The 19,918-nt window shown below is 49.9% G+C and carries 16 protein-coding genes; 4 read left to right on the forward strand and 12 right to left on the reverse strand.

The annotated features are described in order from the left end of the window. The first annotated feature begins 2 nt into the window (after positions 1-2). Positions 3-656 carry an SOS response-associated peptidase gene (locus V3O24_RS16790; protein ID WP_331308109.1) on the forward strand — a complete coding sequence of 218 codons (654 nt, stop codon included), beginning with the start codon at positions 3-5 and terminating at the stop codon, positions 654-656. Between the two features lie 118 nt (positions 657-774). Here V3O24_RS16790 and V3O24_RS16795 read toward each other — a convergent pair whose 3' ends face one another. The 8 genes from V3O24_RS16795 to V3O24_RS16830 form a co-directional block, all read right to left on the reverse strand. Continuing rightward, positions 775-3,402, reverse strand: coding sequence for a glycosyltransferase (locus V3O24_RS16795; RefSeq protein WP_331308110.1), 2,628 nt, complete (start codon positions 3,400-3,402; stop codon positions 775-777). Positions 3,403-3,648: 246 nt separating this feature from the next. Next, positions 3,649-4,845: an ABC transporter permease gene (locus V3O24_RS16800; RefSeq protein ID WP_331308111.1), complete on the reverse strand. Its 1,197-nt coding sequence runs from the start codon at positions 4,843-4,845 to the stop codon at positions 3,649-3,651. Between the two features lie 3 nt (positions 4,846-4,848). Further along, the gene (locus tag V3O24_RS16805) at positions 4,849-6,054 is read right to left on the reverse strand and encodes an ABC transporter permease (RefSeq protein WP_331308112.1); all 1,206 of its coding nucleotides are present in this window, start codon (positions 6,052-6,054) and stop codon (positions 4,849-4,851) included. Between the two features lie 175 nt (positions 6,055-6,229). Beyond that, positions 6,230-6,889, reverse strand: coding sequence for an ABC transporter ATP-binding protein (locus V3O24_RS16810; protein WP_331308113.1), 660 nt, complete (start codon positions 6,887-6,889; stop codon positions 6,230-6,232). Further along, the gene (locus V3O24_RS16815) at positions 6,886-8,031 is read right to left on the reverse strand and encodes an efflux RND transporter periplasmic adaptor subunit (protein WP_331308114.1); all 1,146 of its coding nucleotides are present in this window, start codon (positions 8,029-8,031) and stop codon (positions 6,886-6,888) included. The genes V3O24_RS16810 and V3O24_RS16815 overlap by 4 nt, the downstream gene beginning before the upstream one ends. 166 nt (positions 8,032-8,197) lie before the next feature. Then, a complete protein-coding gene (locus V3O24_RS16820; RefSeq protein ID WP_104424877.1) occupies positions 8,198-9,172 on the reverse strand; it encodes a FecR family protein in 975 nt (324 codons plus the stop codon). A gap of 273 nt (positions 9,173-9,445) precedes the next feature. Then, positions 9,446-11,836 carry a penicillin acylase family protein gene (locus V3O24_RS16825; RefSeq protein ID WP_331308115.1) on the reverse strand — a complete coding sequence of 797 codons (2,391 nt, stop codon included), beginning with the start codon at positions 11,834-11,836 and terminating at the stop codon, positions 9,446-9,448. Between the two features lie 49 nt (positions 11,837-11,885). Beyond that, a complete protein-coding gene (locus tag V3O24_RS16830; protein ID WP_331308116.1) occupies positions 11,886-13,556 on the reverse strand; it encodes a cyclic peptide export ABC transporter in 1,671 nt (556 codons plus the stop codon). 477 nt (positions 13,557-14,033) lie between these two features. Between V3O24_RS16830 and V3O24_RS16835 the strand changes: the two genes are divergently transcribed. The 3 genes from V3O24_RS16835 (at position 14,034) to V3O24_RS16845 (ending at position 15,043) form a co-directional block, all read left to right on the forward strand. After that, positions 14,034-14,174, forward strand: coding sequence for a hypothetical protein (locus tag V3O24_RS16835; RefSeq protein WP_331308117.1), 141 nt, complete (start codon positions 14,034-14,036; stop codon positions 14,172-14,174). A gap of 27 nt (positions 14,175-14,201) precedes the next feature. Then, entirely contained in the window at positions 14,202-14,714 is a 513-nt protein-coding gene (locus tag V3O24_RS16840) for an RNA polymerase sigma factor (protein WP_258076698.1), read from the forward strand. 107 nt (positions 14,715-14,821) lie between these two features. Continuing rightward, positions 14,822-15,043, forward strand: a complete 222-nt coding sequence (locus V3O24_RS16845; protein ID WP_104424880.1) for an MbtH family NRPS accessory protein — start codon at positions 14,822-14,824, stop codon at positions 15,041-15,043. 56 nt (positions 15,044-15,099) lie between these two features. On the opposite strand, the gene V3O24_RS16850 is transcribed toward V3O24_RS16845, so the two are convergent. From V3O24_RS16850 to V3O24_RS16865, 4 genes are all read right to left on the reverse strand, one after another. Then, positions 15,100-16,368: a sulfotransferase gene (locus V3O24_RS16850; RefSeq protein ID WP_104424881.1), complete on the reverse strand. Its 1,269-nt coding sequence runs from the start codon at positions 16,366-16,368 to the stop codon at positions 15,100-15,102. A gap of 570 nt (positions 16,369-16,938) precedes the next feature. Then, entirely contained in the window at positions 16,939-18,144 is a 1,206-nt protein-coding gene (locus V3O24_RS16855) for a sulfotransferase (RefSeq protein WP_104424883.1), read from the reverse strand. A 195-nt stretch (positions 18,145-18,339) separates the two neighbouring features. Beyond that, a complete protein-coding gene (locus V3O24_RS16860; protein ID WP_331308118.1) occupies positions 18,340-19,494 on the reverse strand; it encodes a PepSY-associated TM helix domain-containing protein in 1,155 nt (384 codons plus the stop codon). Between the two features lie 145 nt (positions 19,495-19,639). Further along, the coding region (locus tag V3O24_RS16865; protein ID WP_331308119.1) for a TonB-dependent receptor at positions 19,640-19,918 on the reverse strand (279 nt) is incomplete at its 5' end.

The raw sequence follows: 19,918 nt of genomic DNA on the forward strand, positions 1-19,918 counted from the left end.
GTATGTGTGGACGTTATAATTTGATCGCAACCGGGCAGCAGATTATGGATCATTTCAGGTTGCTGAGTTTACCTGTACACAAACCCGACTACAACATTCCGCCCGGACAAAAGATTCTCGCTGTCGTGCAACTGGAAGACGGTAGCAACGGGGCCGTTAACCTGCATTGGGGATTGATTCCGTCATGGGCAAAGGATCGTGCTATTTCCAGTCACCTGATCAATGCCAGGGCCGAAACATTGACTGAAAAACCGTCGTTTAAAAAAGCTTACCGGCATCGACGATGCCTGATTCCAGCTACCGGTTTCTTTGAATGGCATGCGACTGAAGCCGGAAAACAACCGTACCATATCCACCGTCAAGATAACGGATTGTTTGCTTTTGCAGGTATTTGGGAACACTGGGAACATGAGCAGGAAACGGTTTATTCCTGTTCTATTATCACCACAGCCGCCAGCAACAAAATGACGCCTATTCATGACCGTATGCCTGTCATTATCATGCCCGATGATTACAATCGCTGGCTGAATAAGAAAAACACCGCTATCGAGATTGCTGATTTTTTAGCCGCCGACGCCTACCGTACTATGCAGATCACCCGGATCAGCACACGAGTCAACAACCCTCAGCATAACGACGAAAATTGTTTAATGTAGCGGAATTGATTAGTCACGAAGACTGCAAAGGGATACAAAAAATAAATAATGTATGGAAAATACAAAGACCACAAAGCTTCTGCTTCGTGGTCTTCGTGCGATCTGAGGCTATGCCTTGCTATTTTTTCTTGGACTTGGATTCAGCAGCCGACTCCTCGACAACCAACTCGGGTTTATAAGACTTATAGTCCGGCGCTATGCTGATCAATACCGTCAGCAACGCAGCCACATAGGGGACGGCTTGTACCGAAAGAATAGCTATCCATAGTCTGCCGCTAAAATTATCAAAATGCTCCAACGAAGCCATCATCCCGATTGCTATGCTCAACAATGTCAGCAATAGCAATTCCTGCCGTATGGTGAACAATCCGGCAAGTAAGGCGCCGTGCTGTTCAAACTTTGGAGTGCGCATAAACGGCTTGCCCGAAGTAAACAGACCCTGCAAAGTACCCTTGGCGACGGTATGCGTTAACGACAGCCCGGACAGCGATGCGCCCAACGATTGCCATACGGAACACGGAACACGGGCTTGGTATAGCCATAAGCCACGGATAATCTTGAAGCTGAATATACCGACAGTCGGCAATAAAAAGGCGTTGGCAGGCAATTCGCTGTGGATAGGATCGTAAAGAATCACCGCAGTCAAGATCAAGCTGGTGATGGTAAATACTAACGCCAACGCATCTGAAAACCACGGCAGCCAACCGGCAATGAAATAATACTTCTGGGCCGGTGTCAGCACGGGATCTTTAGAGGGCAAAAAGCTGCGCCAATGCGCCTTGATGATTTGCATCGCGCCATAAACCCAGCGATAGCGTTGGGTCATGTAACCGGACATGGTGTCCGGCATAACGCCCCGGCCAAACGAATCCTTGACGTAAACCGAATCATAGCCCGCTTCATATAGGCGCAAGCCCAGCTCGCTGTCTTCGCAGATACACCATTCCGACCATTTGCCCACTTCCAGCAACGCGGATTTCCTGATCATGGTCATCGTGCCATGTTGGATAATCGCGTTATATTCGTTTCTTTGCACCATGCCGATGTTGAAAAAACCGGCGTATTCCCAATAACAAAAAGACTTAAACATGCTTTGGTCGCGGTCGCGGTAATCCTGCGGCGACTGGATAAAACCGACGTTTTCGTTATCGAAATAAGGCACCATGCAGTTAAGCCAATCGGGCGACAGAATGTAATCGCTGTCGATCACGGCGATGATCTCGGCATCGGGAGCCGTTTGCTCCAGCGCATGATTGATCGCGCCCGCTTTAAAGCCGGGCCAATTTTCCAGATGGAAGAACCTGAATTTCGGTCCCAGCCGTTCGCAATCGGCTTTGACCGGTTCCCAAACCGCAGGATCCTTTGTGTTGTTATCCATCACCAGCACTTCCAGATTCGGATAATCCACCCTGTCCAAAGCTTCCAGCGTCATCCGCACCATATCGGGCGGCTCGTTATGGATCGGTAAATGTAAAGATACCTTGGGATATTTAAAGTCCGGGGACGGCGTAAGCGGCTGAAAAGTCCTGGCTGTTTTCCGGTGCCAGATGACTTCGGCTATTTCCAAGCTCTCGATCAACAGGATGACTGCCGCCATGACCTGCATCAAGATCAGTATGCCCCAAAAAACCATCGTAATGTTGGTTTGATATTGCTGTGCGCCTATCGACACCGACCAGAAAATCGTCGATGCCGCAAGATTGGCAATCAAACCGAAAAACAGCAGTCCCGGCAGCTTCATACTGCTGCGGGTAAACAAAAACAAAACCATTAAAATGATGCTGAAAACAGCCGCACCCGTTGCCCAGTGCTCCCAATTAGGCATCGCAATAATATCGCTGTCCATCGGGTATTTGGGTTGCCGATCCGCGTTAAAAATACCCCAATAGGCTCCGGCCGAGCCTTCCAAAGACATTTTCCAAGGTTGGTCAAACGCCTCTACGATATAGTAAGTGACTTTTTCGGCATCGGCGCGATTGAGAAATTCACGCAGAAATCTCGCCTGATTGGATACCGACGCGGTCGCATGCTTAAACGGTTGACCGTCCGAAGGCCAGCCGACCTCGGTAATGACAATAGGCTTGTTGGGGTATGCTTGTTGCACGGCGTGATAACGGTCGAAAACATAGTCGACTGCATCTTCGGCCGCAATGCCTTCCCAGTAAGGCAGGATATGCACGGCGATAAAATCGACTTCAGCAACCAGCTCGGGATGTTTCATCCACTCAGCCCAAGTCTCGGATGTACTGACCGGTCGCCATGTGTTTTTCTTTACTTCCCGGATATATTCGATCAGTTGTTCCGGCGGAATCTCGGCGCGGAGCAGAACCTCGTTGCCCACCATAATACGAACGATGTTGGGGTTGTTCTGACGAGCGACATTAATTAAGGTCTCGATTTCTTGCCGGTTTTTTTCAAGATTACCGTCGATCCAGGCGCCCACAGTCGTATTCAGATTATGCTTGGCGGCGAGTTCAGGAACTTTGTCCAGTCCTTTAAGCACGCTGTAGGTACGGACAGCATGCACTTTATTCTCGAGCAAGCTCAAGTCGTGATCAATATCCGCTTCGCTGGGGAAAGTATTGCTGGTTTGAGTATCCTGTTTTCTCATGGGGTCGAATGTGACGCCCATCGTGGTCTTGGTCCAAGGCTGCAATTGCAAGGGGTTGTTCACATAACTCCATATGCTGAAGTTAAGGAAGACGAGTAGAGCGAGTGCAATGACAGTAACTATCTTAGTTTTCATTTAGGTGCTCGGTTATTCTGTTTAAAATGAGAAAAATTTGTTTAATTGAAGATTTAAAAAATTGTGCTGCTCACCCTGTAAGCTTCCATTCCCCCTACTCGCGCCCCACTAGGCAAAGCCTTATCATTCGAAAAAATTAGACATAATAGGGTCAATATTTTACACAGGTTCCAGAACTAATAAGAATTTATTTAAAACCTATGCTGTCCGCTAAAAGCAAAACTTATTTTAGCGCTGCACAAGCAATCACTCCGTCCGCAGAGCCTCCAACGGCTCCAACCGGGCCGCTTTCATCGCCGGGGCCACGCCGGCGGCAATGCCGATCAACAATGACACCATACAAGCAGCTACGATATAAGCCCAGGCAAGCTCCACCGGCAAAGCGGGTAACGCAGACTCAAGAATCCTGACGACGATTATGCCCAACAACACGCCGCAAAGCCCTCCGGTAGCGCTTAGCGCCAAGGCCTCGCACAAGAACAATTGAAAAATGGTTTTGCGTTCCGCGCCTACCGCCCGCAGCAAACCGATTTCGGAAATCCGTTCGGAAACGGCGATGGTCATGATGGTAAATATGCCGACCGAACCGACCAGTAAGGAAATGCTGCCCAGCGCAGCTACCGCCAAGGTCAGGATATTCAGGATCGAATCCATGCTTTTAATCATCTGGTTCTGGGTGACGATAGTAAAGTCTTCGCTGCCGTGCCGCGCAATCAGGTTTCGCTTGACCGTTTTTTCTACTAAAGCAACTGCGGCGTTACTTTTATAGAGCAGATGGATTTCCATCAGGCTTTCCCGATCGAACAGTTCCAGCGCCTTAGCGGCCGGAATGTAAATAGTATCGTCCATATCGAAGCCGATCATCTGGCCTTTTTTTTCCATTACACCGATGACCCGGTAACGGTCGCTGCCGATCCTGATGCGTTGGCCTAGCGGGCTGGCCGTACCAAACAGTTCTACCGCCAATTTACTGCCCAGCACCGCAAAGGCGCGCGGATTGGTTTCTTCTTCAGGCAAAAAACGCCCGGTAACGACCTTGATTTTCCAAATCTCCGGCACCGCAGATCCAACCCCCAACACATTGGTGCGCCGCTGCTTTTCGCCGGCTTCAATACGCGCATTGCCTTGCACTATGGGAGACGTGGCGATGATGTTTTCCAGCTTGCTCAAGCTGACCGCATCGGCTATGACCAGCGGTCTTACCGTGCTGATCGATGCGCCCGATATACCGAAGGTGGTGGTTTTACCCGGGTGAACCCCGATCAGGTTGGTGCCGAACTGGGTGAATTCGGCCAACACAAAGGTATGAATGCCGCGGCCTATCGAGGTTAAAATCACCACTGCGGCGATGCCGATAATCAGCCCCAACGCAGTCAGAGCCGAGCGCAATTTATGGCTGATAACCGTCCGGTATGACAATGAAATCAGGTCGGCGTAGCGCATAGCTTACCGCTTCGCCAATGCGGCGACCGGGTCGAGATTGGCCGCTTTTCTGGCCGGCAATACGCCGAACAATAGACCTGTAAACAACGATACGGCCAATGCCGCAAGCAAAGCCCAAGCCGGCAAATGCATCGGAAAACTCGGGTAAAAAACCTGCAAGCCGCCAAGAGTCAGGTACCCCAGCACCACGCCCAGCACTGCGCCTGCCAGCGACAACATCGCCGCTTCAACTAAAAACAGCCACAGCAACTGACGCCTGGTCGCACCCAATGCCTTCAGCAAACCGATCTCGGAAGTGCGTTGCGTCACGCTGACCAGCATCACATTCATGACCAACACACCGGCCACCGCCAGACTGATTCCGGCGATACCGGCTACGGTCAGGGTCAGCGCGGTCAGTATCTTGTCAAAGGTGCTGACCACGCTGTCCTGGGTGATCAGCGTCACATCGTCCTCGCCTTCATGACGGGCCTTGATAATGCCCCTGATGTCATCGACCGCCTTGTACATGTCCGGTTTCGATTTGGCTTCAACCAGCACCCTGAACAATGAATGAGTATCGAATAAAGCCTGTGCCGAAGCCACCGGGATGATCACGATCTCGTCAAAATCGGTGCCGACCGATTGCCCTTCCGCCGCCAGTACGCCGATCACCCGAAAGCGCCGGTCGTTGATCCGCAGCCATTGTCCCAAGGCCGGTTGATTGGCAAACAATTCATTGCGTATGGTTTGGCCGATCACGCAAACCGACAAAGCTTTATCGACCTCTGTTTTGGGCAGGAAACTGCCTTGCGCCACGGTCAATCGGCGTACCCGTCTTAATGCATGCGTCGAACCCAGCACATTGGTTTCACGCTCCAGGCCCAATGATGAAACCGGCGCGGAACCGACGGTCACCGGTGCAATGGCGGCAATATGATGACTGCGGAATAAGGCCTCGGCATCATCCAGCGTCAAATCCCTGGGGGTTTCGCCAAACAGAGGCGGCTGCCCGCCGGTGGTTTCGGTGCGTCCCGGCAGCACGATAACCAGGTTTGTACCCAAGGCTTCAAACTCATTAACCACATAACGCCGGGCGCTTTCGCCCAAAGCCGTCAGCACCGAAACCGAAGCGATGCCGATGCTCATTGCCAGGATAATCAGTCCCGCGCGTAAGCGCTGGGTGCTGATTGCGGCTAAGGCTTGGGTTAATGTGTCATTGATGAGCATGATTTATCTGAACTCTGCCCTTTTTGCTCGTTGACCATAAAAAAATGCGTATAGTAATTCACCACGAAGACATGAAGAGCATGAAGAAAAGCAAAGACAAAAAACTTCGTGTCCTTCGTGTTTCGGCAATTGCTCCTGCATCCATGCAGTCGTTCGTGGTGGATTTGATTACTTATCACGCTATCTGCCCATCGACAATGCGAATTTTCCGCCGCGCCCGGTCGCCCAAATTCTGGTCATGGGTAATAATCACCAGTGTTACGCCCTGCCGGTTAAGCCCTTCCAACAACTCGATAATTTCCTTGCCGGATTTGCTGTCGAGATTACCGGTCGGCTCGTCGGCCAATAAAATCGAGGGGCGCATGATCATAGCCCTGGCAATGGCGACGCGCTGCAACTGTCCGCCGGAAAGCTGGTCGGGTCTATGCGCGGCTCTGTCTTGCAGACTGACCGACGCCAGCGCCTCCTGCACCCGTTGCTTGCGCTCCTTAGGCGCTACGCCCGCCAGTATCAACGGCATTTCTATGTTTTCGGCCGCCGACAAACGCGGAATCAAATGAAAAAACTGGAACACGAAGCCGATGTTTTCGCGACGAGCTTTGGCGAGCTCATCATCGCTAAGCTGTGTAACCGGCTGATTGTTTAACAGATACCGGCCTGAGCTGGGCTGATCAAGCAAGGCTACGACATTGAGTAAAGTCGATTTACCGGAACCTGACGGCCCCATTACCGACACATATTCGCCTTTTTCGATGCTGAGACTGATGTCATTCAAGGCATGAACGCATTGCTCGCCTACCTGGAAATAGCGGTGGATATGTTCCAGCCGTATCATTTTTGTATGCGGGCACGGGCGCCTGCAACCACGCCTTCCCGGCCTACCGACAATACCACTTTATCGCCGACATTCAGGCCCGACAGCACTTCCACGGTATTCCAGTTGACCAAGCCCGGCTTAAAACTGCGCTCTTCCAGCAAGCCGTCTTCACGCATTACCAAAACGCGGTTATTTTCCAGCACCGCCTCGGCAGGCACCCTAAGCGCCTTCGGTTTACTGGTCAGCAGGACTTCAATATCGGCGCTGTAACCGGGCAGCAATCTGTTTAGGTCTTTCGGATCGGTTAATTTAACTTCGACCTCGACGGTACGCGCCTGCTTTTCTTTTTCCAACACATAAGGAGCAATGCGGCTCACCGTGCCGGAGCAGCGTTTTTCGGCAAAAGCGTCCAACGACACACAGGCGGACATGCCGGTTTTTATCTGCGGCGCATCCACTTCATCAATCGGCGCGGACACATACAAGCAGCTGACGTCCAGCAAATCGATCGCGGGCAGAGTCGGAATGCCGGGCGGCGACGGCGTGATAAATTCCCCCAACTCGGCATTGATTTCAGCCACGGTGCCGTCAAAGGGCGCGATAACCAGAGTGCGTTCGACAGCGGCCTGAACCGCATCGCGATTGGCCTGGCTCACCGCAATAGCTTCAAGCGCGGCATTGCAGGACGCCCTCTTGGCGCGTGCGCCGGTCGCTTTAATATCGACCTGTTCTTCGGAGACGATATGATTGAATTTTTGCAGCTTCTCCAAACGGTCGGCCTCGCGTTCAGCGCCTGCGCCAAGCTGGCAGGCTTGTTCTGCCGATGCCCGGTTAGCCCTGACCTGGGCCTCCTGCAATTTGACCTGCGCTTTCAGGTCCTTGTTCCAGACCTCCATCAGCAATTGGTTTTGCTTGACCGCGTCGCCTTCCTTGACATGTAATTCGGCAACCTGCCCGCCCGTTGCCGGCGCAAGGTAAGAGCGCCGACAGGCTTTAACCGTTCCGACGCGGGTATTGGACACCGTCGCCCTGACCTCGCCTTGTTCAAGAGTGACGATTTCAACATCCACAACTTTCGGCTGCTTGGTAAAAAAGTAAACGGAAGCAATCAGCGCAAGCGCGCCGACAATAATGAGTGTTTTTTTGCCCGGTAAAGTCATAAATTAAGCGGCCCAAAGTCGTTTACGTGGGAGCTCTTTAAGCCCAGCCGCTAAGGGTACTGATTAACCGGATGTTGCGCAATGGCCAAGGAAGGTTTACCGCGAACAACGTGAATTCATTGTTCGCGCGATAATTTTATATGCGGTGGATCGACTTAAACCTACATCACCCGATAATCACCAGCCAATCGGTCAAGTAGGTCATTTTGACCGACAGGTTTCTTCCCAAGACTTTCAGCATATCGTCCGATTCACGCAAATTGATGCGGCCGTTGATTTTAAGTCCGCGTAAACTGTTGTCCCTGTAAACCACCAAACCGGTTCGGTAGCGGCGGATCTGGCCAATGACGCTTTCCAGCGGGGCATTTTCAAACACCAGGAAACCGTCCACCCAGGAGGTCGCCAGTTCCGAATTCAGCAGCCGGGTTTCGCCCAGCCCCGCGGCATCGATCGACACCGCCTCGCGATCATGCAAAATCACCGGCTGCTTCAAAATGCGCCGATCCGCCACTTCAACCCGGCCGGACATGACTTTGACTTCGTCGCCATCGCTTTGTTCATGCACGAAAAACCGGGTTCCCAGCACGCGGGTCGTCGAATGAGCCGCTTGAACAACAAACGGCCGGCCGGGATTGGGTTTAACCTCGAAATAAGCTTCCCCCTTCAGCAGTTCGACCTTGCGTTGCGGACCGTCCATGTTGACCGCGATAGCGCTGTCGGTATTGAGCATTGCGGTAGAACCGTCATCGAAATAGACGGTTCTGCGTTCGCCTACTCCGGTTGAATAATCGCCTTGCGTCAAAATTCCCAGTTCGTTGCGGAACGATAAGGCCAAGATCAGGCAGGCCGCGATCGCCAGCGGCAGTTTGAAATGCGCGGTTGTTATTTTATGCGGTGCAATGTTGTGCTTTTGGGCTGTGTCGCCGAGCGCTTGCAGCAAATCGGCATCTCCCCACAATTTACTGATTTCATTAAAGGCGTCGCGATGCGCATCGGCTTGGTTCAGCCAACGCAAAAAGGACGACTTTTCCTCGCTGCTGACATTGTCGGCCCTCAACCGTACAAACCACGCAACCGCCTGTTCGTCAATGTCGTTACCAAGCCCGGATTCCAAACTGTTTGTTTCGCTGTTCTGTTTCATAGATAACTACTCAGTTTCTGCATAGAAAGCTCTCCGTAGCCCCAAAACGCAACCGGCAAAGCAATCCGCGGAGTTAGCCGTCGAAATCACTGGATAGTAACGTTTCATGATATTCATTCTACCTAAAACCCATTGTTAATTGTATTTCGTATTGTAACGACTCAGCAGATGCTGATTTTATAATAAAACACGGATGGCACTGGTTAGACGGATTTTATTTTCTCCTTTATCAATGTTGATCAGCCAAATCCGTGTTCTATTTTTCATATCTCTTTACTTGCCATACGGCTGCAGCAGCAGTGTGTGTTCGGACTTGCCTGCGGCCAATGGCATCGGCAAGCCCTTTAGCCAATAGTCTTGCTGATCCCGGTAATACGGCGACAACGGCTGACCCGACTGGCCGCCGGGCATATGCAAAATCGCATCCTCAAAATGGCCCGGCGCAACAACCAGCCGCTCGCTGGCGCCAAAACCCGGACCCGCTGCGCGAACGCAAAAAGCACAACCGGGCAATGCCTCGCCCGGCATATCAAGAAAATCGCTCAGTATCGGCAAGGCGCGGGAAAACGGATGCGATTGTTTGACCCTGTTCAGTTTGCCCCAATTCAATTCGCTTAACGCGACTCCCGGCCGCTGGGCTTGCAAACGCTGTATGCTTTGTTTCAACTGTCCCAAAATAAAGCCGTTCCAGTCTTGATAATGCGCCGCATCGGGCAATGCGTGCAACGGTTTTTCAGTCAACAGGGCCTGCAACGGCGTATCGATATAAGTCCATGCATAGTTGAAATTTTTATCGGCCTGCCGACTGGCTGTTAAAAACGGCGCGAATACCGACTCGACCAATTGCTTTCTAAACTCGACCAGCAACGCAAATCCCAGGCTGCCGACATCGGCGCGTCCGTCCCAGGCCAGCAGGTAGTCGCGCGCTTCGGCCAAATCCGGCTGCGTCTCGACCGCTTCGGCGGTCAAGGTATCCAAGGCCAAGCGCTGATAGAAATTATAAAACTCGCTTTCGGTATCCAGTTGCAGATCGAACATGGCCATTTCGTCAACCTGCGGCATCTGCCTCAATTGTTCGGTAATCCTATAGGCGCGGTAACCGTTGCCGAACTGGTGGCCGATCACATAAGGATAATTTTTACCCAAGCGGCGGTCGTTGGCCGACGCCAAAATGCCTTCGGCCGGGTCGATGACGCGCGGCAATTTCTCGGGTTCGACATAGCCGTTCCAACCTACGCTGCCATCCGCCCAAGAGCGGCTGACCAAACCGTCATTGCCGAAGCGCTTGGGAATTTTGCCCATCAACGTCCAGGCAATGCGGCCCTTATCGTCAGCCAGTAAAATATTCAACTGCGGACCGCCGGTGCTATTGACGATTTTCACCGCCTGCTCCAGCGTTTCGCCCTGCTCCAAATCGAACAAATTGAGGTTGAACGCATCGGCATCCAGCGCCACCCAGTGAATCGCCACCGGCTGATCCAGCAACGGCTGATTGGCAACCGGTCCCCAAAGCGTCTGCTTGACCACGATTTGTTTGACTGCACCGCCTTTGACGGCGATGGTTTCAGGATATTCTTCGAAGCGCCGCCATTGATCGCCTACCCGGTATTGATCGGGATTGGCTGGATCGATGTCGAGCCGCACCAAATCCAGAAAATCGCCGGAAAGGTTGGTTGCTCCCCAGGCGATATGCCGGTTGCTGCCGACAATTAACAGCGGCGTACCGGGCAAGGTCAGGCCTGCGGCATGGGTATCGCCGTAATTCAGTTCGATACGGTACCAGGTATTGGGTACCGATATACCCAAGTGCATGTCATTAGCCAGAATGGCCCGCCCGTCCCCGGTTTTTTTGCCGCTGACCGCCCAGGCATTGGAACCGGCCATAAAGTCGAACTGTTGCACCAGCTGCGCCAACGCCGGGTTATCCGCCGGCCGATCGGCCAATGCGGTTGCCAAAGCCTCGACCGGAATCGCTTGCGCCGGACGTAAGGATTCGACCTGTTTTAACAGCCGGCCGGTGTAAAAATCGGTGTCGGGCGTTAGAAAACGCACCGCAGCTTCCGGCAAGGTTTTTTCCATCACGCTCAGCATGCGTTCGCCGCGTTCGCTCCAGGCAGTCAAGTTCTCGCACATCCCCAATACCACCAGCAGGCTGTCCTCAGGCGTCCAGAGCTCAGGCTGATAGGTCAACACCTTGAACTCGAAAGGCAGTTTGCCGGATTCCGCGATATAGCTGTTGACGCCGTCGGCATAGCTTTGCAGGTAATGTTGATGCTCGGGCGGCAGCTTTGCCAATATTGTTTTTACTTCCCGATGAAAACCGTAGGTTCGGGCCTTGATGTCGCTGTCCAGCGCCATTTCGCCAAAGATTTCCGCCAAGCGCCCGGCGCTTTTACGCCGCATCAAGTCCATCTGGAACAAACGATCGCGGGCGGCGACATAGCCCTGCGCCCTAACCCCATCGATACGGTTGGCGGCGTTGATCGCCGGAATGCCGTGGGCATCGGTATGTACTTGAACCTCCGCTGTAAGCCGGTCCAGCTTCACCGTGCCGTCAAGCCGCGGCATCGCATCATGCAAGACCCAGAAACCGCCGCCGATCGCGATCGCCGCCGCACTCGCCAGCCCCAACCCGCTATATAAGATAGTTTTTCGAATATTCACCGTTTTCGTTCCCACGCGCTACGCTCATCGTTATACACAACCCGCCACCTTAACTGTAGGCCTGAACTGCATCCTCATCCGGCTGCGTCTGCCTGCTTGCCGGTACCGGCTTATTCATGGCGACAATCTGGCCTTCTTCCAGCTTGATGCAGCGATCCGCCAAGTAGAAATAGCGGTCATCATGACTGATGACCAATATTGTTTTTCCCCGCGCTTTCAAACTCGGTAACAGCTCCGTATAGAATAGATGCTTGAATTCGGGATCCTGATCCGCCGCCCACTCGTCGAAAACGTAAAAAGGCCGGTCTTCCAGATAAGCAACCAATAACGCCAAGCGTTTACGCTGGCCTTGCGACAAATCCACCGAGGAAAACCGGCCGTTATCGACCCGCACTTTGTGGTGCAAGTGCAGGCGCTGCAAATAATCGGATATGATCAGATGGTTGCTGTCGTTATCGCATCCATACAATTCGTCAAACAAATAAAAATCCGAAAAAATCACCGAGAAGTTTTGCAGGTAATCATCCCTGTTGCGCTCATCGACAATCTCTCCGTTCCAGCGAATCCCCCCCCGCTCCGGCGAGTAGAGTCCAATCAGCAGCATTGCCAACGTAGTCTTGCCGCTACCGTTGCCGCCGACTAAAAACACCAATTCTCCCGGTTTAAAATCCAGGTCGATAGGCCCCAGGGTGAAATTGCGGTTTTCCTTTTCCCGATGAAAACTGTGCGTCACACCTTGTAGCGACAGCTCAAACAGCGTTGTGCGAATCTCAGGGTTATCAGGAGCATCGACCTCTACCGCCTGCCTTTTGAGTTGATCGCCGAGTTGCCTGACTTTCTGTAACGACACACTGGCGCGGCTGAATACCCCCAAGCTATTGGTAATGATGGTCAGCGGCGACATCATGAACAAAAACACCAACGCATAGCCGCGGATCACGCTCTGATCAATGGTTTGCCAAACCGGAAAAACATAAAGGATGGCGCCTATAACCACATAATACAAAAACTGCGCCCACTGATTAACCAGCAGAAAAGCCAGCGCATTCCTAAAAGAGTACCGGCGATAGGCTTCGGCGCTGGCCGTCAGCGACTGCGCCATAAAAGCATCGCTACGCTGCCGGTGTACCTTCAATTCACGAATACCCTCCGTCAAAGCCCGAAAACCGCTGCTGAGAACATCGTATTCCTCCCTCGCCTTGAGCGCGGCGCTTTTCGGCCACTCTCTGAACAGGTTGGAGCTCAAGACTCCGAATAAAATGACCCCGCCCAAAACCAGGGCTAAATGCCAGGATAACCAGCTCAGGTAGACCATACAGCCCGCCACGACCGCAAAATTAATGCAAACTACCGGCAATAATTGACTGGCATTGGCAATCGCCGTGATGTCCTCGGTCAAATGAGCCAATAACGCCGACTTGCCCAGCTTTTGCAGATACGGATAAGGCGCGACAAGAATCAAGCGACTGATTTGGACGCGAAGATCGTAAACAGTTTTAGCGCTAAGCCGATTGAGCAGATAATGCGACAGAAAACCGCTGGACAACACAGCAATAGCTAATCCGCCGAACAACCACGGTAAAATCCGGGTATCCAGGGTATTCGACAACGTTGCATTAATCAGCGCCACCAGGGCCGCACTGCTTAAGCCACTGATAATACCCGCAAACAGTACGCCAACAATCGTTAGCCAGGAAGAGCGGCACAAAAAAACTAGCATAAAAATTTCCCTTAAGCTCGCGTATATAATTGTTCGATGCGTTAGAACAAACTCATCCGATATAAAAGCCAAAGCAGGCCTAGTAATAGGACGCTTTAAACCCTTTTTAACCTCATCTGCCCGCTAAAAAATGTTCCCAATCCGCTTTCGCACACGCATCGCCTTTAAAAAACTATGTTATTTAACGCATTATTGATGCGCCATATGCCGCATTTTATAAGCCCGCAGCCAAAACAGATACATAAGCTATTGTAATTAAAATAACAATAGAATGGCATAGTCATTGCTTAATAGTTCTAGCCGGAGACTCTGAAACAGGCGTAAGCACAATACAGCAGTCGATATGCCTTCAAGGTTGTATCGCAACAGATATATCGAATGCCATGAACAATACTTAATAGCAACTTGGCCTGCAAACTAGATTTATTACAAACCGCTTACTGTGTACCGATAGCCGCTAACGAACAAAACAAGCACATGGAATTACATATATTTAATCGATTCAATAAGCTATGCCGGCTTACCCAACAGGTCAGGCAAATCATTGACGCTGTTGGCAGCCGAAAAACCGAATACCGCTTTTATCCCGATACCGCCGCCGGCTCAGCGGTAAAGTAATCATTCTTAACAGCAACGAAGAGGGATTTGAACTTGAACGTAGAAGCCATTTACTTAAACCACCAGTCCGAATTGCAGTTTCATTTGGCTCGAATTGTCGACTGCCCGGAGATAGCAGCGGATATTGCTCAAGAAAGCTTCATCATTTTTTTCCGCGAAGCGCAAAAACAAACGATCGATCATCCGCGCGGCTTCCTGTTCAGAATTGCCAAGAACCTCGCTTACGATCACATCAAACATCGCAAAGTAACGGAAAACTACCTGCAAGCAAAAGAACAATCCTTACCCCCGCAAAGCGAATTCCCTTCGGCGGAAAAACTCGTATCCGTCGATCAAAGACTGGCCGCCATCACCCGGATACTGGATGAATTGCCTGTGCGCACTAGAGAAATATTTGTCCTAAATAGAGTTTACGGCATGACCTATGCCGAAACCGCCAAGGAACTCGGTATATCCGATAGCGCGGTTGAAAAACACATGGCCAAGGCCCTGCTGCACTGCCGTAAACAATTCAAAAACCATTTACCGGACCCGGCATGACACTGAGGTATTTTGCCGTTTCTATCGTCTACTACAGGGAAGCATCAGGGAACCCGTAGCGGCGGACCTGGTGTGTTACAGCAATCACCTATCAACGGAGCATAACAATGGCTTGGGACGACGAAGAAGACACAACCATTTATCAGGTTGTCGTCAATCATGAAGAGCAATATTCGATTTGGCCTGGATACAAAGAAATACCGGGCGGCTGGCGTACTGCCGGCAAAAGCGGCAATAAGCAAGAATGTCTGGATTACATCAAGGAAGTCTGGACCGATATGCGCCCGTTAAGCTTGCAAACGCACATGCAACAAACGGCATCGCAATAGCCCGCGAATTTACAGAGACGGGACTTGCATCCCGTCTTTACACACGTTCAAGCCTTTTATAACATTTCGCGGGAACCATGAGAAGACAATTGCAATACCGTATGGTTAAAATCCCCCCCAAACAGTAACCTACCAAACTCTAGTGCCAAGTTTATATTGCCATCACCCGTTATTTCACCCAATTCATAAGCATTGACGGCGTTTTTCCTGCCTTCAATCAACTCACAAAAAACTTTATATGTTGTAGCGATTGTGCAATCACTGGATTTATCATCTTTTTTTAATGTTAAACCGTCACTATTACTCTCAATTATCCAAACACCGCCTTTTAACCCGGTTATCACGAATTTACAGGCACCGCGCAACAGTCTGAATTTATCCATTCTTGTAGTGGCATTTCGCAAAAAACGGTTTTGGAAAAAATCATCCAAGTCTATATCCTGAATCGTCTGTTCGTCATTACTCTGTTGTTCGGCATATAGCGCCTCTATCGTCGGATACCCTAACTGCTGGTGGAACGCGTTAATCTCAGCCATCAACTCATTCGGAATTGCGGTTACTGGAATCGCTGTACCATTGCCGATAGAATCCTTGTTGATTTTTCCGGAAAACCAGACTTTCAGATCGCCATCACCCTGATCATGTGGTACTTGAAAAATCGAATCGATCAAGCGCTCATCCCAAGGCTCACCGAGAAAATCAAACAGTTTTGCCAAGACTTGTTCCGGTTGCAGAACCAAAGACTCATAGTTAATCCTAATACACTGATTAGCATGAGCCTGTTCGAATGCCATCAGCTTGCTGTTCTTCTCCAGCCAGTTATCGATCATCGCACCAACAAAATTAGTCGGACGGTTCTGGACATAAGAAGCCAATTCAGACATATACCCTAATGGATTGAGTTTAATGCACGAATAAGCAACATCCAGGCAATTGCGGTATAAACAGATATATTTGGCCTGTGGAAAAATCTTTGTCAATATCCTCAGATAATCAATGTTGATGGTCGATTTTTCGCACCAATTTTTTTTGCCTTTCCCTTGTGCGTAACGGCCCAGTAAGTCTGTTACCACCCGCCGGGTTTCTTTGATTGCCAATTGGTCTCTTTGCTCTTCAGTCTCCATATCCGGCAATTCTCCCAGCGAATAATAAGCCGTCGTATATAAACCGGCGCATAACGGGCCCAAGCTCAAATGACCTGGACTGCATAGATTGGGATGTGTATCAACAATGCAACGCAGCATTGTTGAACCTGAACGGACACAAGATAAGATAAAAATCGGTTGTTTAATCAGTTCCACGTGTTGGTCGTTTGTGTTTGCCATTATTATGTCCTTTTGTCCGAGTTTCCGGCTATTGGGCAAACGCTTATCCCTGATAGCCGAGCATTATTGTTCTGTTTTTACACGACGGCCTTAACTAGAACAGGCCGATAATATGACGCCTTAAGCCCTTTTTAACCTCATTTGCTCACATTAGAATAGCCAACCGCTTAAACTCAATCCCTTTATAACATTCAGCTGGAACCGTCAGCGCGGCGCTGATGATGAAACAACCCTGGAAATATCTAACCCGAGACCTACACCGACAGCTTTTACAAAACTTTCCTTTCTCATCCAGAGCCGGTAGAAAAACTCGTCTTTCCGCTTCCCGGCAATCCGTTCCAAAAACAGCATTCGGCTTCGGCAAAACAGGTGTTGAAATGTGGCTTTCGGCAAACTGACGACTAAGCCGGTTTTGCTATTTTAGATATACGACTTTTTTGCAGATCAATACGCTAAGAATTCGGTTCGAAATATTTCAGTCAGATGAAAAATCGGAAATAGATTCATAAACTTCATTGGAATAAATAACAATATTCGCAGCATTACTGGCTAAAATTAAGTTATGCATTTTCAAGAAAAAAGCAGCTTGCCTAAATCCATTAACGAATTTTGGTCGCTAACGCCCTCTACATCAATCTCTCCTTGAGCAAAAGCCTCTATCGCATCCCTTGTTCCGTTAACCATTTCTAGCAGCAAAGCTGCTGATAAACAAAGCGTAGAATCAGCTTTGGAATCGCCTTCTGTAACCAAGCCACCCTGATTGGATAAATCAATTAGCCAAGCCCTATCCGTATCGCCTTTGATAATTATCTTCCATATTCCTTGAAGCGCAGGATAGCGACCGCGGTTATTTTTAATTGCATTCATAAAATGGTTTTTAAATATATCCGATATATTGGACATAGGATTTTCATTTATTTCATTGCGAATAAACCCAGTGTTATTAGAATAATAATCATCCAAACAGGCATACTCCAGCTTGCCAAGCAGCCTATCAATTTCTGTTATAAATTTCTTCGGGATTCCGGCCCGCGGCACCTCTATTCCCTTTCCGACGGAGTCTTGGCGAATCTTGCTGGATAATGCCGCTCTACCATCCCCCTCTCCTTGATCATGGCTGACCTCGAATACGCGCCCCATTAAGTCTTTTTCCCATCCGACTTCCAGAAACTCAAATAATGATGAAAGCGTTTCTTCGGACCTCATGACGACGGATTCATATTTCACTCGAAAGCAGCGTTCCTGGTGAGCCGCTTCGAACGCCAACAACCGATCGGTTTTTTCCAGCCAATTTTCAACCATCGCCGCGATAATACTTTCAGGGTTTCTATGCACATAAGGCACATGTTCAGGAAGAAAGCGGTATTTACTCAGATTGACACTGGAATGAACCACGTCTAAGCAATTCCGGTATAAACAAATATATTTAGCGTCAGGAAAATGAGCCTCCAATACAGGCAGATAGTCCAAATTCATCGGCGTCTTTTCGCACCAAATTTGTTTATCTTTAGCCTTTGTATATCGGCTCATTATGTTGTCGATAATTTTCCTGGTTTCGTTTATCGCAAAATTTTTTTTGCCTTCCTCATCCAGCTCGGTATGCGTCTGCGCAAGCGTTCCGGTTAACGTTCGATTTAGGCTGCTGCACAAATCACCCAGATACAAATGCCCCGGACAGGTTATCTTCGAATGAGTATCCATAATATATCGAAGCATCGTAGAGCCTGAACGCTCGCATGAAAGAATAAACACAGGTGTATAGGGAGTATTATTCATTGTTTTTCCATAGGGATACTTTGACGGCCTTGCGTTTTATAAAAATTTATCAACCACAAGGACAGACGAATAGTTATTTTCTATATATTAAAAGGTATGCTCAGTTAAAAAACCAATTACTCAATTAAACCAATATGCAGAGAAAACTTGATATTAGAAATCCGATATATGATGCCTCTGTAGTTCGCCAATATCCTATGGTTCTACCAGACTTGAAATGCGACTCACTTGCCTGGCAAGATTTTTTTTCGCCTTGCGTTTTTGCAGCCAGCGGATAACGCCGGTCACGTATAGCAGCAGCGGCACTAATCCGGTAATCGCAATAATAATGCGTCCGCTGAGTCCGAACGCTTCGCCGTTATGCAAAGGATAAAGCCACTGTAAAAAAACATCCCCGGCAGCATCGGTCATCGGGTCGCGTTCCTGCACTATCTTGCCGCTATATTGATCGAGCCACAACGTTCGTCTCGGGCGGGTTCGATTAACTTCCTGCGGCGATCCCTTAACGATACGATAAGCGTCCCGCTCACCTTGCGGAAAGAAAATCCATTTATAGACACCATCAGGAAAACGTTTATCGGTTATAGCAGCAGCCTGAACCAAAGTAATCGGCTCTCTTTGGCTGGTTTCTGCTGACATCGGCGCCCCCGCTTTCGGTGTTAAAGGCAGAAATACCTTAACAAGACCATCGGCATATCCAGGGAACACCATCTCGATACCCGAAGCCAACACAACCAGCAGCACAATAGAGCAATAAAAGCCGAAGGTTTTATGTAAGTCAAAGTTGAAACGCTCAGCACTGGCGTGACGCTTAATGGTTAAAGCCCGCCAAATCTTACCTGAGCTCGGCCACCAGACGATCAGGCCTGTCAATACAGAAAATAGTAAAAACAGCGCGACAATGCCGACAAACGTGCGACCGGCTTCGCCTAAAGCCAGCGAGTAATGAAAACGCACGAAAAAATTCATCAGGTTGCCCCGCCAGGCATTGCCGGTATCGAACATCAAACGCTGCCCCAAGACACGGGCATTGTAAGGATTAACATACACCAGATGCCATTCGCTTTGCTTCAGAGTCTGTGCGGGCAAACTGTAGGTGACAGAAAACGCTTCATCCGTTCGGGCCGGAAACACCAAGGCATACGGCTTGCCCTGCCTTGGAATAACCGCCTTCGCCGCTACGGCAATCTCATCCAAAGACCGGTAATCCGCTTGTGGAGGATAGCTTTGTATTTTTTTTAGCGCCGGATTCAGTTCAGAGTCTATCTCCGGCCAAAATACCGACAAGCTACCCGCCAAACCAATCAGCACAAACACGGCACCGGCGAACAGACCGATATATAGATGCACCTTCAGCCAAATCTTGCGTCGGATTTTGTGGTCTCGAAAGGAGTTGACGTTTTTTACGGGCATCATTAATACATTAAGCGACTAATCATCAATAAAGGTTAAATGCCGGGGTGCAAAAAACATGCACCCCGGCCTGCGCGGCTAATTAAAACTCCACCTTAACCGAGCCCATGAACGTGCGCGGAGAACCGGGATTTATGAAAGTGTTGCTATTACTGGTGGACACGTAATACTCATGATCCAATAAGTTCTCCACATTAAATTGCAGCGTGGTTTTTGCTTTCGCTATCGGCAACTTGTATTTCACCAACGCGTCTAACCTGCCATAACCCGGCAATTCAAACGTGTTGGCGGCGTCGCCCTCTCTCTGACTCTGAAAATAAACGCCGGCCCCCATACTCAAGCCCCGCACAGCCGCCTGTTG

Source organism: Methylobacter sp. Wu8, from assembly GCF_036440755.1.
GTDB lineage: Bacteria > Pseudomonadota > Gammaproteobacteria > Methylococcales > Methylomonadaceae > Methylobacter_A > Methylobacter_A tundripaludum_A.

Coding starts and splice junctions, on each gene's coding strand:
- V3O24_RS16795 (WP_331308110.1), bottom strand. CDS start 3,402: ATGAAAACTAAGATAGTTACTGTCATTGCACTCGCTCTACTCGTCTTC.
- V3O24_RS16800 (WP_331308111.1), bottom strand. CDS start 4,845: ATGCGCTACGCCGACCTGATTTCATTGTCATACCGGACGGTTATCAGC.
- V3O24_RS16790 (WP_331308109.1), top strand. CDS start 3: ATGTGTGGACGTTATAATTTGATCGCAACCGGGCAGCAGATTATGGAT.
- V3O24_RS16830 (WP_331308116.1), bottom strand. CDS start 13,556: ATGCTAGTTTTTTTGTGCCGCTCTTCCTGGCTAACGATTGTTGGCGTA.
- V3O24_RS16820 (WP_104424877.1), bottom strand. CDS start 9,172: ATGAAACAGAACAGCGAAACAAACAGTTTGGAATCCGGGCTTGGTAAC.
- V3O24_RS16850 (WP_104424881.1), bottom strand. CDS start 16,368: ATGGCAAACACAAACGACCAACACGTGGAACTGATTAAACAACCGATT.
- V3O24_RS16835 (WP_331308117.1), top strand. CDS start 14,034: ATGGAATTACATATATTTAATCGATTCAATAAGCTATGCCGGCTTACC.
- V3O24_RS16815 (WP_331308114.1), bottom strand. CDS start 8,031: ATGACTTTACCGGGCAAAAAAACACTCATTATTGTCGGCGCGCTTGCG.
- V3O24_RS16845 (WP_104424880.1), top strand. CDS start 14,822: ATGGCTTGGGACGACGAAGAAGACACAACCATTTATCAGGTTGTCGTC.
- V3O24_RS16805 (WP_331308112.1), bottom strand. CDS start 6,054: ATGCTCATCAATGACACATTAACCCAAGCCTTAGCCGCAATCAGCACC.
- V3O24_RS16810 (WP_331308113.1), bottom strand. CDS start 6,889: ATGATACGGCTGGAACATATCCACCGCTATTTCCAGGTAGGCGAGCAA.
- V3O24_RS16855 (WP_104424883.1), bottom strand. CDS start 18,144: ATGAATAATACTCCCTATACACCTGTGTTTATTCTTTCATGCGAGCGT.